Here is a 16,149-nt window from a genome sequence, read left to right on the forward strand (position 1 = left end):
TCGAATCATCGCTGCACGGTTTTTGAGGATAAAGACCTATTATTTGTGCATTAATTATAGCAAATATCGCCAAAGAAATATTCATAATCAATGGGTTGTATTTACTGAGCAGGCTCTAATTATTTTGGAAAAGAAACATTCAATATGAAGGAGATTACTATGCCTAACAGACTAATGTTAGTTATGTTCACTTTAACAGGCGGTTTACTCATGATGACCGGCCCTGTTAGAGCCGAACAGGGTGCACCCCTCTATTTGGCGGCCGACTCGTCATTGGAAAATACCAAGAGCAATGTTCGCGACCAGAACGATGCGACATTAACCCCGGAAGATCAAAAGGAATCCGCAAGTGACATCAAAATCACGGCTGAAATACGTCAAGCCGTGGTTAGAGATAAGTCTCTATCAGTTAATGCGCAGAATGTAAAAATCATTACCCGTAACGGGAAGGTGACTTTGCGCGGACCTGTTGCGACTGAAGCCGAAAGCACAAAACTGCAACAAATCGCCAAGGAAACCCCCGGTGTCGTGCAGGTAGATAATCAACTTGAAAATATAGCGCCATAACGGCCTGGGAGAATGTCATGAGTAAAGCAGTTTTTTGTATCGCCCAAAGCATCGATCAGACAGAGGAAATTGTGACTAACCTTAAAACGGCTGGTTTTTCCAACAATGATATATCCGTGCTCCTTCCCGACAAATCCTCTACCAAGGATTTTGCTTATGAAAAGCACACCAAAGCGCCGGAAGGGGCTGCGATTGGCGGGGCAGTTGGTTTAGGCACCGGCGCCGTGCTCGGATTGCTGGCCGGGATCGGCAGTCTGGCTATTCCCGGAGTCGGCGCGTTCATCGCCGCCGGACCCATTATGGGCGCCTTGAGCGGTGCGGCAGTCGGCGCCGCCACAGGCGGTTTGACGGGTGCGTTAATAGGGCTGGGTATTCCGGAGTATGAAGCCAAACGCTATGAAGGAAAAATCAAGGGAGGAAGCGCATTGATTTCTGTCCATACGGCAAGCAGCGAAGCGATCGATAAAGCGAAAGAAATCTTCGAGCGGGCTCATGCGGAGGATATTTCCTCGACTGAGGAATCGTCCATAGCGACGTAAGCATTGGTAATCAATGCCACGTATTCAATCACTTATCACAGAGGAATTTTATTATGCATAACATAGATACATTGAACAAATTGCTGAAAGATGAATTATCCGCCACCGAAACCTATCAACAGGCGTTGGATAAACTTCGGGACGATGCCGAACTGGGCGGATCGAAGTCTATCACTCAACTTCATGAGGCGCATAAAGATGCGGTTTCCAGTTTACAGTCGCTGATCAACCGACTAGGAGGAACGCCTTCTGAAGACTCGGGAAGCTGGGGTACGTGGGCGAAATTCGTTCAGGGAGGCGCCAATTTGCTGGGTAAAAAAGCGGCATTAATGGCGTTGCAGGGAGGCGAAAAAAGCGGCGCGGAAGCCTATGAGGAAGCGCTGCGGGATGCTGAACTGACTTCGGACATTCGTTCCTTGATCGAAACGAAACTGCTGCCTGCCCAACAAGCCCATATTCGCACGTTGGATCGGCTGTTGGAAGCAGACACAGCTTAGGCCTTCAAACCCAACCCTAAGTCTGAAGTTTTAAAGTGATGTCGGCATGGACCGGATAGAGGTTCGCGCCGGCTTTATTAAATCCCCCAAAAAAAAATCGTTACTAATAAACCAAGGAGTTTTAACATGCCTTCAACGGTACCTGATGTCATTTTTAAAACACGCGTCCGCGACGAAAGTGTCGGCGGCGAAAACCCGTTTCGCTGGCAGGATGTCAGCACCAATGACGTTTTTAAAGGAAAAAAAATTGTGATATTGGCACTCCCGGGTGCCTATACGCCGACTTGCTCAAGCAAACATTTACCTGGATTTGACGCCAAATATCGGGAACTTATTGATCAGGGTATTGATGAAGTGTATTGCGTGAGTGTTAATGATGCCTTTGTGATGTATCAATGGGGCAAGCATCTGGACATCAAGCACGTAAAAATGTTGCCCGATGGCAATGGCGATTTTACCCGGGCCATGGGCATGCTGGTAAAAAAAGAGAACGTTGGATTCGGCAATCGTTCATGGCGCTATTCAATGGTTGTCGAGGATAAAAAAATTCTCAAATTATTCAGCGAACCCGGCCAGGTTGACAATTGCCCGGATGACCCCTTTACGGTTAGCGATGCGGATACTCTACTCGATTATTTAAAACGAAATCGAGCATAGCCTGAATTCCTTTTACTTTTACGAGACGCGTCAATGGCTCGCTACGATTTTGATTTGTTTGTAATTGGCGCCGGATCAGGCGGTGTGCGGGCGGCACGCATGGCATCGGATCGTGGTGTCAGAGTCGCCATCGCTGAAGAGCGATATTTAGGCGGCACATGTGTCAATGTGGGTTGTGTGCCCAAAAAACTGTTGGTTTATGCCTCACAATTCCAAGAACAATTCGATGCGGCAGCGGGTTTTGGCTGGACGGTCGGAAAATCACAATTTAACTGGTCAAGTTTGATCGCCAATAAAAATCAGGAGATTGAGCGGCTACATGCTGTCTATCACGCCTTGCTGCAAAAATCGGGTGCCAGTCTTATCAAGGGCAGGGCAACTGTGTTCGATGCGCACACTGTCGCTGCGGATGGCAAAAATTACAGCGCCGAACGCATTCTGATTGCAACCGGCGGCTGGCCGTTTGTTCCTGATATACCTGGTAAACAACATATCGTCACATCGAATGACATGTTTTTCCTCGAACAATTGCCCAAACGTATCATTATCGTCGGTGGCGGCTACATCGCGGTGGAATTTGCCTGCATTCTTCATGGCCTTGGAGTCAAGGTTACCATTTGTCATCGTGGACACAAACTGCTGAGAGGTTTTGATGAGGATATACGTGATTTTCTAGTCCATGAAATGACCAAAAAAGGTATCAATATTCTTCTCAATACCGATATTGAGGCGATAGAACGTTCAGGCGACTCATTTTCAGTCCGGCTTATTGATGGCAGCAAAGCGAGCACGGATCTAGTGATGTATGCCACCGGCAGAACACCGAATTCAACCGGATTTGGCTTAGAGACGCTGGGCGTGGAACTGGACAGCGAAGGTGCCATTAAGGTCAATGGTGACTATCAAACCAATGTACCCTCCATTTATGCACTGGGTGATGTGACCAACCGGTTCAACCTGACGCCGGTCGCCATAGCGGAGGGGATGGCGCTGGTGAACAAGTTATATGTCAAGCAACCGAAACCGGTGGATTATGACACGATTCCCACTGCGGTTTTCAGCCAGCCCGCAATTGGTACGGTAGGCCTAACCGAAACACAGGCGCGCGAAAAATTCCCGGACATCGACATTTACAAAACCCGTTTCACCCCAATGAAAAATACCCTTTCCGGAATGGATGAAAAAACCCTGATAAAAATGATCGTGGTGCGCAGCACGGGTCGGGTTGTCGGTATACACATGGTAGGGACCGATGCGCCTGAAATTATCCAGGGCATGGCGGTCGCCATTCGAGCCGGTGCGACCAAAGCAGTCTTTGACTCGACGGTCGGCATACACCCTACCGCTGCCGAAGAGTTTGTTACTCTGCGTGACGCCCTGCATTAAGTGAAGAAGATAGGCGCAGATAAAGATGGCAAACTGGAACAACATGAATACCACAAATGCGTATCAACGCAGCGAAATTTGTCTCCTGTGTACGTTAGCGCACTGAACTTTGACTGAAAAACGCCTACCCTTCAGGCTCCGAGCGTGACTTTGCAAGTTGGCCGGGTTTACCAGCGGGCGTCTCGAAAGCATCCGCACCACAATTTTTCATTGCCAAAGGATTTCTTATGAACCATTCAATCATCATAACTGCACTGATTGCCGCGCTAAGCCTTACCGCTTGTGACAATCGAGAACCCTCCAAAACCGTGGTCAACGTTCCTCCCGCGCCTGCGGGTGCCCCCGGCCCCGCGGGACCTGCGGGCGCAACCGGCGACGTAGGCAACCAGGGTGACACGGGCGCCAAAGGTACGACAGGCGCGCAGGGTGAAACCGGCAAATCCGGTGAAGGCACTACAGTGATCGTTGCGCCACCCGCGGAGCCGGCTAAATAAATTGATCCAGAAGAGGTCGGAAACCCATGAAAATAGGGAACCAAAACCTTCCTTTGTGCCTGGTTCTGTTGTCAGCCTCTTCGGTTTGGGCAGCCGGTCACGAGGAAATCCCTCCGACAGAGGCGGCGGCGACCCAACAGATCGTATCGATGATCGAGAAGAGCGTGCGGGTGGAAGCGGGTAACGGTTCGTCGGCGCACAGAGACGCGCATGCCAAAGCTCACGGTTGTGTGCGAGCAGAATTTAGCGTCACCCCAAAACAGGTGCCGGAGGATCTTCGGGTTGGGATCTTCGCGGAGGCCCGCACCTATCCGGCTTGGATTCGCTACTCCAACGCTTCCGGAAAAGTGCAGGACGACTCGGTCGGCGACGCCCGCGGGATGGCGATCAAGCTGATCGGAGTCGAGCACAGCACGTCCGGCACCCAGGATTTTTTGATGATTAACCACCCCGTGTTCCTGGTTCGGAACGCAGCGGACTACGTTGAATTTCAGCAGGCGCTTTCGGAAGGCAATTCCGTCAAATTTTTTTTCCCTGGCTTAAATCCGTTTAATTTTCGTTTGCATGAATTTGGCATCGCCAACGCGATCCGAAGCACAAAGGCTGTCAATCCACTGAACTCCCGATATTGGAGTACGACGCCTTATCTTCTCGGCAATACCGCGATGAAATTCTCTGCTCGCCCCTGCGGCGCCGCATCGCCGTTCGTCGAAAACGCTTCACCGAATTTCCTGCGCGAAAATATGCAGAAGCAGCTTGCCCAAGGCCAAGCCTGCTTTGACTTCATGATTCAGCGACAAAGCCGTCCGTCGGAAATGCCCATCGAGGATCCCACGATTGAATGGAGCGAAAAAGACTCACCCTTTATTCCTGTCGCGCGGATCACAATCCCAACTCAGGCATTCGACTCGCCCGAACAGTCGGCGTTTTGCGAAAACCTTTCTTTCACGCCCTGGCATGCGCTCCCCGCGCATCAACCTCTAGGCGGAATCAACCGTGTGCGTAAGACCGTCTACGAGACGATTTCCCGTCTTCGCCATGAACTTAACGGCGACAAGCGCAGTGAACCCCGAGGCGCGTTTTGAATTTAATTCCCCGATTTGAAACTCATCAAAAATGATGGATTGATTAGCCGTGTGGGACTTGTCTTGAATTTTAGCGAACGAATATTTACAGGAGAACATCATGAAACCTACCACCCCCAATGTGCATCAAAACACTGAAAATCTGACTTCTGATGAATCCGGCATCGTGCTCGATCCGTCGGATAAGACGGCCAGGATTTCCGAACTTGCTTATTACAAGGCGGAAAAAAGAGGGTTCGAACCGGGTCGTGACCTGGAAGATTGGCTTGAAGCTGAACAGGAATTGGCGTCGAAAGAGGAATAGGTTCGATTGAATGCCAACCGTGTGACTTTAGCCGGGTGTCCGTAAAATCGGGGGAAGATCAAACGCAAACGCCCGTTAACCAACCTGCTCGGACTCCGCCTTTTGTTGGGTAATATCGGTTAGCGCGACTCGCAACACCTGAGGTGCATTCGCTGTTTCTTTGCGCAGGCAGTCGAGATGGCCATAAAACAGCATTCCATCGGCACGTTTCATCTCCAGTCCGAACTTTTGCTGCCCACCTTTGGGGTTTTCCATCATGTTCAAGAAAAGGCGATACCAACGATCTTTATCCGGGTCAGAGACAAACGTCGAGAAACGCTGATGGATCAGTTTTGCGCGATCGACACCCAGCAATGCGGCACCGGTCAGGTTGATTTCGCTGATCATACCGTGACGGTTGATGGTGATGTAGGCGACCGGGGCAAATTCATAAAGATCCGCATAGTGATCCCGGGCTTCTTCCATTGCGGCATGAGCCCTTCGCAGCTCTTCGTTCTGCATTTCCAGCTCGACTTTATGTACGAGAAGTTCATGCAGCAGGATTTCAGTAGGCTGGGCTGCCAAATGATTGGGGGATAAACTACCCACCATGGCTTCGGCCGCTGCTCTTAACGACTTGCGCCGCTCAATTCCATCCCATTCTTGGTTCATGCAGTTTTCTCCTTGGTAGTAGGCTTGGTAGGCTGATCGCCGATATCTTTCGTCGTCAGTAGAATCAACGACAATTCACTGGACTTGCCGACAATGCGGCGAGCATTCACTTGTATCTTCTGGCGCCCGATAGCAGGAAAGTCATGTTCCACCACAAACCCCTCAACGGCTTGGTCGCGCGGCAAAATGATTTCCAGTAACTCCCGCAAGGCCGGAATATTCCATTGGCTGTTGCCTAGAGCATAAATTTTCCGTCCCACCGTATCTGCGGCAGCGACTTGAAAATACTGGTAAAAGGAACGATTGGCGGAAATCACCTTAAAATCTCCATCCATGACCAAGAGCGGTTCATCTATCGTATCGACGACGCTTTCGGCCAAATCACGCGCCAAGCGCACGGCGGTTTCTGCCTCGACACGCTTGCTGATGTCGGTGAAAGTCAATACGACGCCTTCGATCACGTTATCCAGGGTGCGGTAGGGCTGAATGCGGACAAGATACCAGGTTCCGCTATGGGTTTGCACCTCCTGCTCAAACGGGATTAGCCTTTCGAGCACGGACTGGGCTTGGCGCAATAGCGCTTCGCCTTCGAAATTGGACTTGATGTCGCTTAAGGGTCGGCCTACGTCCGAGGACACTAGCCGATAAAGCGTCGTTGCCTCGCGCGTAAAGCGACGAATGATCAACTGCTCGTCGAGGAACACGGTGCCGATATGGGTATTATCGAGCAGATTCTTCATGTCATTCTGCATGCCGGCCAGTTGCTCGATTTTGGTCTGTAGTTCCGAATTGACGGTGATCAGTTCTTCATTGACCGATTGCAGTTCCTCTTTGGAGGTTTCCAGTTCTTCGTTAGTCGACTGAAGCTCTTCATTGGTGGATTGCATTTCTTCGTTAGTCGACTTTAGTTCCTCATTGGAAGCTTGTTGCGCCTCCAGGGTGGCTTGATAATTTTCCTTCAAATAGGCAAGATCGCGCTCCAATTCTTCGATACGTCCCAGTTCTGCCGGCTTGGCGACACGTTTTCGGCCCGGCTTTACGGCTTTGGGGCCGGCAATCTCCTGGAAACTCACCAACAGCAGATTCTGACCGCTCTCATAGCCGGCAAGCGGGCGCACGCTAAGACCGACTGTCGTAAAGCCGCCATTGGTTTTAACCAGCACTTCCCGGTTCAGCGTCGGCGTTCCGTCATTGGCTGCCGCGCGAATGGCGGCACGAAGCTCCAGTTCCAGGCCCTCGCGCGCCATTTCAATGACATTGAGGCTGGCCTGTCCAGGCGCCGGGCGCAAATATTTACCGGTGTCGCCATGCACGTAAAGCATATCGCCTTTGAGGTCGGTAACGACCGAGGCAGGTGCAAAGCATTGCACCAGCACCCGACGGGTGAGGTCGGAAAAGTTGGTTTCCTTGGGTTTGATCGTGGCTTCCTCGGGTGCTCTTTCACCTGTTCCCGCCGCCCAGGACAAAACGCTCGCCATCACCGCGCGCGCGGGAGTGGCCGAATAGGTGGCCCGATAGAATTTCCACTTGCGGCTGAGCGGAGAGAAAAGATCCGTATGGTTGCCGATGCTCTCCGAGGGCGAAAGAAACAAGACGCCACCGGGCTTCAGTGCGTAATGAAAGGCTGGAATCAATCGGTTCTGCAATTCCGGCCCCAGATAAATCATCAAGTTGCGGCAACTGAGCAGATCGAGTTTGGTGAAAGGCGGGTCTTTAATCACATTTTGGATAGCGAAGACCACCATTTCACGGATTTCCTTCTTTATCCGATAGCCGGCATCTTCTTTGGCAAAAAATCGCTGCAGCCGTTCCGGGGTGACATCCTGAGTGATATTGGCTGGATAACAACCGGCGCGGGCGATGGCGATGGCCTCGGCATCCAGGTCGGTGCTGTAGATTTGCACCTTGAATTGATGGTGATTCTGCTCCATCAGTTCTTTCAGCAGCATTGCGATGGAGTAGGCTTCCTCGCCGGTGGCGCAGCCGGCAACCCAGGCGCGAAACAGGGTGTGTTCCGATTTATCTTTACACAACTCCGGCAAGATATCGTGTTTTAAAGCGTAAAATGCATCCGGATCCCGAAAAAAGCTGGTCACATTGATCAGCAGTTCCTTGAATAGCGCGTGTACCTCGGACGGGTTCTCCTTGAGATAACGAATATAGACATCGGTATCTTCGATAGACTGCTGCGACATGCGGCGTTCGATACGGCGAACGATCGTGCTTTTTTTGTAGAGCGAGAAATCGTGCCCCGTCAGGGTGCGCAATTGCAGCAAGATGCGGCTGATCCCGCTTGCACCTATGAGGTCATTGTGTATTTGTTCGTGAAGGGCCAATTGGCGGGTGCCGAATTGCAGCGCTTCCGGCATTTTGTCAACCGGCAGAACCTGGGAGGCGTAACCCGCCTGAATGGCGCTGGAAGGCATACCGTCATATTTGGCGGTGGACGGCTCCTGTACCAACGTCACGCCGCCGGCACCGAGGATGGCGCGCAACCCTTGCGTCCCATCCGTTCCCGTGCCGGACAGCACGATACCGATGGCTTTTTCTTGTTGATCTTCAGCCAGCGACCGCAGAAATGTATCAATGGGTAAACGCTGTCCACGCGGCTCATTCGGCACGCTCAGATGCAATTTTCCGTGGAAAATCACCATGTCACGGTTGGGTGGGATCACATACACGCAGTTGGGTTCAACCTGCTGCTGGTCTGTGGCCTCGACTACGGGCATGGTCGTGGTGCGCTGCAGGATTTCAGTGAGCTGGCTGTCGTGGTTTGGATCGAGATGCTGCACCAGCACGAAGGCCATCTCGCAGTGTGTGGGAACGTGGCGGAAGAAGTTTTCCAGGGCTTCTAAACCGCCGGCGGAAGCGCCAAGACCAACGACGGGGAAAGCAACAGCTGTGTTTTCAAAGGCCATGAAAGAAAAACGGTGTTAAGAAATGACTTGTCGAGGATCGTAATTTACTTTCAGAATGGCTTCTTTATAGAATAAACCGAACAGATTATTCATTATACTCCCCCCCTTTCCGAATTTGTAAACTTGGTTTGAAGTTCCGCAGTTGGGGATTTACGAACCTTCGGTCTGTCGCCACCTCTTGCGGGCGCCGATCAGGATTTTGACAAATCTCGGCGGCTCCACCCCAAATGATCTTCGCATCAGGAGCGTCTCTATGCTATAAAAGCGAACAATCCATGGCAAAATTTTTGCCGTCTTACAACTTCCATGTTGCTGATGACCACCCTCCATAATCCGCTACAAAACCATCTTCTCAACGCCTTGCCCAAAAAGGTATTAGCGCGTCTTTTTCCCCATCTGGAATGTGTTCCGATGCCGCTCGGTGATGTGCTTTACGAATCGGGAGACGAGTTGCGTTATGCCTATTTCCCCACGAATTGCATCGTTTCGCTGCTTTATGTGATGGAGAATGGCGCATCGGCCGAAATTGCCGTGGTCGGCAACGAAGGCATCATCGGCGTCGCGCTCTTCATGGGCGGCGGAACCATGCCGAACCGGGCCGTCGTGCAGAGCGAAGGCTACGCCTATCGTCTGCGGGGGCATCTATTATTGCAGGAATTCAATCTTTATGGTCCGCTGCACCATTTGCTGCTGCGCTATACCCAGGCGCTAATTACCCAGATGGCGCAGACTGCGGTCTGCAATCGCCATCATTCGGTGGACCAGCAACTGTGCCGTTGGCTGTTGCTCAGCCTCGACCGGCTTTCGTCTAACGAGCTGACGATGACCCAGGAATTGATCGCCAATATGTTGGGCGTGCGCCGCGAAGGCGTCACGGAGGCCGCAGGAAAATTGCAGCAAGCAAGATTGATTGAATACCGCCGCGGCCATATCACGGTGCTGGATCGTCCTGGATTGGAAGCCCGGGTCTGCGAGTGCTACCAAGTGGTCAAAACCGAATTTGATCGCCTCCTGCCTAGCGGTGAGGCCATTTGATATCGCGCATTTGAGCGCCATGAATGTCGCGAAGCAAACACTTCGACTCTCACCACTTTCTAGAAAGGGTATGGCGAGTGAGCCCGGTTATGGACAACAAGTTTCTCGTTTCAGGGTGCCAATCATGTGGAATGCACACGGCTAGGCTCGCCGACGCAGTGTCGAGTCCGGCTTTCACGGTCAGCCGAGTGTGCGTGCGCTAACGTACAGACTGCGTAAAGCATCTGCGGTATCCTTGGCACAAGATTAGGGGGCGAGTGCTCGAGTAGTTCGCTCGTTGACTTCCCTACGGTGAGCTTCGCTATGTACTCCCTCATCAATACCTGGGTGGTCCCAAGTGATACACGGAATTTCCGTCCCATAAGTCCATGCCGCCTGAACTTTTCCGATAGGTGAGAATATGTCATATAAGATAATTCAACACGACAACGAGAAAACCCGGTCGAGTTCCGGAGCGGGTCGCTTGTCTTCGAAAGCCACGATGATAGCCACCAGCGACGGTAAATCTCGACTTAATCGGCTTTCAGGAGTATCGCTAATGATCCTGGTCGGCGCCTTGGCTTGTTCAGCCTGTACTTCCAAAGATTCGAGCGAACAAGCGGAAAAGAGGTCCTCCGCCAAACCTGTTCATAAGGAAGTCGGTGAGGCTTCTTGGTATGGCCCCGGATTTCAAGGCCAGGAAACCGCGAATGGAGAGGCCTTTAACCAAAAGGAGATGACGGCCGCTCATCCGAGTTTGCCGATGGGAACCAAGGCCACAGTGACCAACCTTGAGAATGGCAAGAAGGTCGTGGTGAGGATCAATGACCGTGGGCCCTATGCCGAGGATCGAGCCATCGATCTCTCCGGCGCAGCAGCAAAAAAACTGGATATGAAAGAGGACGGCACAGCACAGGTCAAGATTGAGACTAAACCCACCCGAAAGAAAAAATAGATATCAAAAATGGATTTATTCGAATTGACTTCAGCCCGGCATCATTTTTCCACTACATACGCTGCCGCACGAAGCGATCCCGCCTTATTCTGTATTTTTCATTCTTTTGAGAGAATCGATGCTGGATAAAAACAGCAGTCGCTTCGGATCAACCTAGGGAGATCATAAAATGAAGAAAATGGCCTTATATGGTATGGCTGATACGGCCGTAGCGGAGAACACCAACACCCAGTTCCCCAATGTCCCCCATCAAGAGAGTCCAACCATTACGCACTTGCAGGACCCTTTTTCTGCGCAGACGGAACTCAAGCGAGCACTCGTGGCGAGACAACAGCAGTTGAAAGCGGCGCAACAACAGATTCAAACGCTGGCGGAAACCAATGCCTTTCTCAGGCAGCGATTGATACGGTTAGCGAAAAAGTGCGCAGAAGCGCGTCACTTCGCGCATCACGACGAGCTTACCGGACTGCCCAATCGCAGCTTGCTGATGGATCGGCTTAGGCAGGCGATGGCTCAGTCCGCTCGCCAACAAAAGCAAGTGGCGTTGCTATTCATCGATCTTGACCGATTCAAAAGCATCAATGACAGGCTCGGACATGCGGCGGGGGACAAACTCTTACAACTGGTGGCAGAGCGACTAGCCGCCTGTATCCGTTATGGCGACACAGCCTGCCGCTATGGGGGCGACGAATTCGTGATTCTGCTGCCGGAAATCAATGGACAGGAAAGTGCCGCCGTGGTGACGGAGAAAATTCGCGCCCACCTGGCCGCATCTTATGTGGTGGACGGCTATGTCATTGCGATAACCGCAAGTATTGGCGTCGCGGTCTACCGGACCGGCGGACAAAAGGGTAGTGATTTGATCAAACAGGCCGATAAGGCTATGTACCAAGCCAAGATGAACAGTGTCCTGCCGAACAGGTCACTTTAACCTGCCATTCAAAACCAAGATAAACTCACCGCGAGGGCGTCTCGTGGCTACAGCATCCTGCTCAGTTATTCATAGGCTTTGATCTGCAAAAGCTGCTCTATACTGACGATTTTATAGCCATTTTCTTGCGCAAAATTAAGCGTTTGTTTTAACACCTGGAGGGTTTTCTCCGAACGATCGTGAAACAGAATAATAGCGCCCGGTTTTATTTGCGTTTGTACGCGCCGGGTGATGAATTGCGCAGAGGCGGCCGTTGTATCGAACGAGCGGATGCTCCAGCCGATGGTGCTGTAATTCAACTCCTTTGAGGCTCTCGCAAGTTTGGGTGTGGTAACGCCATAGGGCGGCCTGAATAATTTCATCCGTTTGCCTATGATGTTGAAGACACGCTCTGCGGTCTGGTTTAGCTCATCCTTAAAGCCTTGCAAGCTATTAAAATCCATAAAAAACGAATGCGTATAGCTGTGGTTTCCAATACTGTGTCCGTCTGATTCTATCTGTTTCAAAAGGGCTTCATTACCCTGAATGTTTTTTCCGATCACAAAAAAAGTTGCCGACGCACCGTACTGAGCCAATATCGAGAGCACCCGTGGGGTGTATTCACGGTTTGGGCCATCGTCAAACGACAGGGCAATGACTTTGTCTGAAGTATTCGCATGACAATGGGCTTGAACGTGAAAGTTGGAGTGAATGATTACCGAACCATAAGTGACTAATGCCAGATAAACGATGACCGGCACTCCCAGCCACTCTGGACTGATTCCAAAAAACGCAGTCAACAAACCCATAATGCTGATCGCGATGAAGAAACTGTTGCGGATCGATATAAATGTCACAGGAAATCAATGAAGTGGGTGGTATTTTTGTTATTCATCATCCTGCGAAACACGCCAAAAATCGAAAAAGTTGAACCATTGTAGCGGCTCTTTTAAACAGTAAGTCTGCAAACGTTCCGCATAGCGCTGGGTTATTTGCTGTATGGCTTGCTCGCGCGTTTTTCTGGGGAAGTTCAGCATGTCACTAAAGTGGTCGAAATAAATCACATGCTTGCCCTGCTGTTTGAGACAAAACACGGTATAAATCGGACATTTCAGCAAGCCGGCCAGGATGAACGGTCCTTGCGGCATCAACGCTTCGCCCCCCAGAAAGTTAACCTTGGTGACATGCTGCTGGCTGCCCGGCAGCGATCTGTCGGCGGCGATGATGACGAGTTCACCCCCGTCAATTTTATCCTGAAGCAACATGGACGTCGCCGCGGTAATTTCAGTGACCTGAATCAGATTTAACTGGCTGCTGTCACTGGTCTGCTTTAACAGCCGATTAAATTTTTGGGCATGTTTGTTATGGATTAACACATTAATATGTAGCGATTTGTCGAAATCAGCGATCACCCGGCAGACTTCAAGATTACCGAGATGCGAACCCAGCAATACAACGCCCTGGCCTTTGCGGATTTGCGCTATGATTTCATTACGGCGATGATACTGCACATCAGCCCGCGTAAGCGCCCCGGACCAGGCGGCGAGCTTGTCAATAATGGCATTGGCAAAACTGATAAAGTGCCTGAAGCTCCAGAGGAAACTGCCGCTCAGTTTTAATGTCGGCGCAAAATCCGCCAGTCTGTTCAGATAAGCCTGGCTGGCCTGTCTGGCCTGCCGGTTAATGAGCCAGTAATAAATCACGACCGGGTATAAAAACAGTTGCAGAACCGTGCGGCCAAACAGCAGATAGATGCGCAACAGAAGCCTCATGCCCCAGATCACGCCGCCCTCTTCCATTTGCGTCCAATGCAGTGTTTTTTTCATCACCAGTGTCTTAAGAGTAATTGCGGAATCCGTATCAGCATACCCAAAAACAATTTGGCATGCGTTGTCGCAATCATGACATTATCATGCCATAACCTGAAATGTGACACTCCATCGTAAGGGTAGTGTACGGCTGTCGGTAGATTGATGGCCTCGACGCCCTGCCAGTGCAGGCGTACGGCGATGTCCACATCATAATTCATGCCTTGGCCTATGGGTGTCGTGCTGATTAACTTGTCTACGGCGGCCAGCGGATAGAGCCGAAAACCGCACATGCCGTCGGCTATTGCCAAGGACAATGTGTTTATCACTATACACAGATTCGTTATAGAGTGCCCGTACATCCGGCTTATAGGGACGGTTTCATCAAAAACAGGTTGACCTAAAATCATTGCGTCCGGGTTTAGTCTGCCGGCTTCAACAAAGCGCGGAATATCATCGATATTGTGCTGCCCATCGGCGTCGATTTGTAGCGCATGTGTGTATCCCAGCCCTATAGCCGCGTTGAAACCATCAATAACAGCCGCGCCTTTGCCGCCGTTTTTCGCCCGAGTTAGCAGGGTAAGCCAGCCTGATTCCTGCCGCGCGCAGGATTCCAGCACCTCGGAGCATGCTGCTGAACTGCCGTCATTCACCAGCAGGCAAGGAATGCCATGCCCTTTTATCCTGGATATAACCCGAGGAATAGCCCGCTCATGATTATAAACAGGGATGATGATGCAGGTTTTCATGCGTGCTCTCAATATTGGGTTGCGTAAATGCATTTTCCTGAGCTGTTCGTCACATCCCGGTCAAGTACGCGTAAGTTCATCCGCCAGATTGCAAATCCGCAATAAACCATACCAAGCATTAACGGCGGGCTGCTCCAATGTTTAAAGGAGTAACCTGCAATCAGTCTGATGCCCGGTAAAACGGCCAGAACACAATTGTTCATAAACACATTAACCCTGTACTGATTTGATGTAATCGGCTAACGTCGAAATGGAAGCAAAAATCTTCTTCACATCCTCTTTTTCAGTATCAATTTTTACATTGTACTTTTTACGGATAGCCAGACCTATTTCAAGAGCATCTATGGAATCCAAACCCAGGCCGTCCTTAAACAGCGCATCGTGACTATCAATATCGGCCACGCTAATATCTTCCAGCGCCAGCACATCAATAATTAATTGTTTTAATTCATTTTCCATACGATTTATAGACCTCTCTGCTGAGTAAAATAATCTTCTAAAAACTGATTAAAGCGCCGCGCAGCAATCGATTTAGGCTTAATTGTTATAAATTCATCCAGCGCAATATCCTCGCCAACATCCATGGTTAAATGAAATCGTCGGCAAGGAATTTGATACCATGGCTCAGCTTTTGTTAAGGTACTGGGATAACAGGAAAGCGTGACAGGCGTTACGATCTTGTTTGCCTGTAGGGCTATTGTAGCGGCTCCCCGCTGAAAACGACACGGTTTGCCCGGCACCGAACGCGTGCCTTCCGGAAAAATAATCATGGTTCCGCCGGACTGCAACCACTCTACACACTCGGCTATCATTTTTTTAAGATCGCCGTTACTGATATAGCCGGCATTTAAAATAGGCCCTCGCATGAAAGGATTACGCCACAGGCTTGCTTTTACAATGCAGTTTGCCTGTTTGATCCGGCTAATTAAAAACAAAATATCAATCAAGGTAGGATGATTGGCAATGATCAGTTGTCCCGGACGGTTAAGCTTCTCCAAGCCTTGTATTTCATAAGTCATGAGGCCGAGTCTGTGCATCAGCCCGATGAACACATAAGAGCCGTAATGCACAACGCGCTGGCCCCGGCTTATTCGCTGCAAGCGATGGCCAGGCAAAACGGACAGCACCGGAAAAACCAGAAACCTCAATAACAAACCGATCAGCCCAAAACTGAAAAAACTTAAACCCGTAGCAAAAAGACGCCAGCCGTAGCTTAGCTTTTGGATTATTTTTTGTGTCATGTCCAGTCATGCCTCTGATTGCACAAATTCAACGATCGCTCTTCAGCAAGAAAAAACCTTATAGAAAACAGTTATTTTAAAGGATTCTCGTCATCATCACGAGGCAGCCCCTTCCAAAGCAAAAAATATATATATTCGAGTATACTGCAAACGTTGCGCTTGGCCTAAACCGTTGCTTGACAAGGCTGGATAGAGCCTCGTATGATTCGACTGGAGGCTTGGATTTCCTATCTTCTATCCCCCTCGATATTGGCGTCTGAGCCCATTGAGTTTCCTATCCTAAATAAGGAGAGCGACAATGAACACTGAACAATGCGAAGAAGTACGTAAAGAACGATTTGCAGATAAATACAGTCATGAATACGCAAATACTC

The 16,149-nt window shown here is 50.4% G+C and carries 18 protein-coding genes; 11 read left to right on the forward strand and 7 right to left on the reverse strand.

Annotated elements, in window-relative coordinates:
* Positions 1-159: 159 nt before the first annotated feature.
* From U2W12_RS00910 to U2W12_RS00945, 8 genes are all read left to right on the forward strand, one after another.
* A complete protein-coding gene (locus tag U2W12_RS00910; RefSeq protein WP_326498793.1) occupies positions 160-567 on the forward strand; it encodes a BON domain-containing protein in 408 nt (135 codons plus the stop codon).
* A gap of 17 nt (positions 568-584) precedes the next feature.
* Entirely contained in the window at positions 585-1,106 is a 522-nt protein-coding gene (locus U2W12_RS00915; protein ID WP_326498794.1) for a hypothetical protein, read from the forward strand.
* A gap of 53 nt (positions 1,107-1,159) precedes the next feature.
* Positions 1,160-1,603, forward strand: a complete 444-nt coding sequence (locus U2W12_RS00920) for a DUF2383 domain-containing protein (RefSeq protein WP_326498795.1) — start codon at positions 1,160-1,162, stop codon at positions 1,601-1,603.
* Positions 1,604-1,729: 126 nt separating this feature from the next.
* Positions 1,730-2,260 (forward strand): peroxiredoxin, encoded by a 531-nt coding sequence (locus U2W12_RS00925; RefSeq protein WP_326498796.1) that lies wholly within the window; start codon positions 1,730-1,732, stop codon positions 2,258-2,260.
* A 33-nt stretch (positions 2,261-2,293) separates the two neighbouring features.
* Positions 2,294-3,646, forward strand: a complete 1,353-nt coding sequence (gene gorA / locus U2W12_RS00930; RefSeq protein WP_326498797.1) for a glutathione-disulfide reductase — start codon at positions 2,294-2,296, stop codon at positions 3,644-3,646.
* 227 nt (positions 3,647-3,873) lie between these two features.
* The gene (locus U2W12_RS00935; protein WP_326498798.1) at positions 3,874-4,140 is read left to right on the forward strand and encodes a hypothetical protein; all 267 of its coding nucleotides are present in this window, start codon (positions 3,874-3,876) and stop codon (positions 4,138-4,140) included.
* 26 nt (positions 4,141-4,166) lie between these two features.
* Positions 4,167-5,225, forward strand: coding sequence for a catalase family protein (locus tag U2W12_RS00940; protein WP_326498799.1), 1,059 nt, complete (start codon positions 4,167-4,169; stop codon positions 5,223-5,225).
* A 100-nt stretch (positions 5,226-5,325) separates the two neighbouring features.
* On the forward strand, positions 5,326-5,529 hold the full coding sequence (locus U2W12_RS00945; RefSeq protein ID WP_326498800.1) for a DUF2934 domain-containing protein: 204 nt from the start codon (positions 5,326-5,328) through the stop codon (positions 5,527-5,529).
* Positions 5,530-5,604: 75 nt separating this feature from the next.
* Here the strand turns inward: U2W12_RS00945 and U2W12_RS00950 are convergent, their stop codons facing one another.
* Together U2W12_RS00950 and U2W12_RS00955 are read right to left on the reverse strand one after the other, a co-directional pair.
* Positions 5,605-6,180 carry a PAS domain-containing protein gene (locus U2W12_RS00950; protein WP_326498801.1) on the reverse strand — a complete coding sequence of 192 codons (576 nt, stop codon included), beginning with the start codon at positions 6,178-6,180 and terminating at the stop codon, positions 5,605-5,607.
* The gene (locus tag U2W12_RS00955; protein ID WP_326498802.1) at positions 6,177-9,098 is read right to left on the reverse strand and encodes a chemotaxis protein CheB; all 2,922 of its coding nucleotides are present in this window, start codon (positions 9,096-9,098) and stop codon (positions 6,177-6,179) included. Before U2W12_RS00955 ends, U2W12_RS00950 begins: the two co-directional genes overlap by 4 nt.
* 315 nt (positions 9,099-9,413) lie before the next feature.
* Between U2W12_RS00955 and U2W12_RS00960 the strand changes: the two genes are divergently transcribed.
* The 3 genes from U2W12_RS00960 (at position 9,414) to U2W12_RS00970 (ending at position 11,998) form a co-directional block, all read left to right on the forward strand.
* The gene (locus tag U2W12_RS00960; protein ID WP_326498803.1) at positions 9,414-10,133 is read left to right on the forward strand and encodes a Crp/Fnr family transcriptional regulator; all 720 of its coding nucleotides are present in this window, start codon (positions 9,414-9,416) and stop codon (positions 10,131-10,133) included.
* A gap of 538 nt (positions 10,134-10,671) precedes the next feature.
* Positions 10,672-11,067 carry a septal ring lytic transglycosylase RlpA family protein gene (locus tag U2W12_RS00965; RefSeq protein WP_326498804.1) on the forward strand — a complete coding sequence of 132 codons (396 nt, stop codon included), beginning with the start codon at positions 10,672-10,674 and terminating at the stop codon, positions 11,065-11,067.
* A gap of 169 nt (positions 11,068-11,236) precedes the next feature.
* On the forward strand, positions 11,237-11,998 hold the full coding sequence (locus U2W12_RS00970; protein WP_326498805.1) for a GGDEF domain-containing protein: 762 nt from the start codon (positions 11,237-11,239) through the stop codon (positions 11,996-11,998).
* Between the two features lie 65 nt (positions 11,999-12,063).
* Here the strand turns inward: U2W12_RS00970 and U2W12_RS00975 are convergent, their stop codons facing one another.
* The 5 genes from U2W12_RS00975 to U2W12_RS00995 all read right to left on the reverse strand — a co-directional run bounded on the left by U2W12_RS00975 (position 12,064) and on the right by U2W12_RS00995 (position 15,775).
* Positions 12,064-12,834, reverse strand: coding sequence for a polysaccharide deacetylase family protein (locus tag U2W12_RS00975; protein WP_326498806.1), 771 nt, complete (start codon positions 12,832-12,834; stop codon positions 12,064-12,066).
* A 30-nt stretch (positions 12,835-12,864) separates the two neighbouring features.
* Positions 12,865-13,803, reverse strand: a complete 939-nt coding sequence (locus U2W12_RS00980; RefSeq protein ID WP_326498807.1) for a hypothetical protein — start codon at positions 13,801-13,803, stop codon at positions 12,865-12,867.
* Positions 13,803-14,534, reverse strand: coding sequence for a glycosyltransferase family 2 protein (locus tag U2W12_RS00985; RefSeq protein ID WP_326498808.1), 732 nt, complete (start codon positions 14,532-14,534; stop codon positions 13,803-13,805). Before U2W12_RS00985 ends, U2W12_RS00980 begins: the two co-directional genes overlap by 1 nt.
* A gap of 210 nt (positions 14,535-14,744) precedes the next feature.
* Positions 14,745-14,993 carry a phosphopantetheine-binding protein gene (locus U2W12_RS00990; RefSeq protein ID WP_348529885.1) on the reverse strand — a complete coding sequence of 83 codons (249 nt, stop codon included), beginning with the start codon at positions 14,991-14,993 and terminating at the stop codon, positions 14,745-14,747.
* Between the two features lie 5 nt (positions 14,994-14,998).
* The gene (locus U2W12_RS00995; protein WP_326498809.1) at positions 14,999-15,775 is read right to left on the reverse strand and encodes a 1-acyl-sn-glycerol-3-phosphate acyltransferase; all 777 of its coding nucleotides are present in this window, start codon (positions 15,773-15,775) and stop codon (positions 14,999-15,001) included.
* Positions 15,776-16,149: the final 374 nt, after the last annotated feature.

The sequence above is a fragment of the Methylomicrobium sp. Wu6 genome (assembly GCF_035916875.1).
In the GTDB taxonomy this organism is placed as follows: domain Bacteria; phylum Pseudomonadota; class Gammaproteobacteria; order Methylococcales; family Methylomonadaceae; genus Methylomicrobium.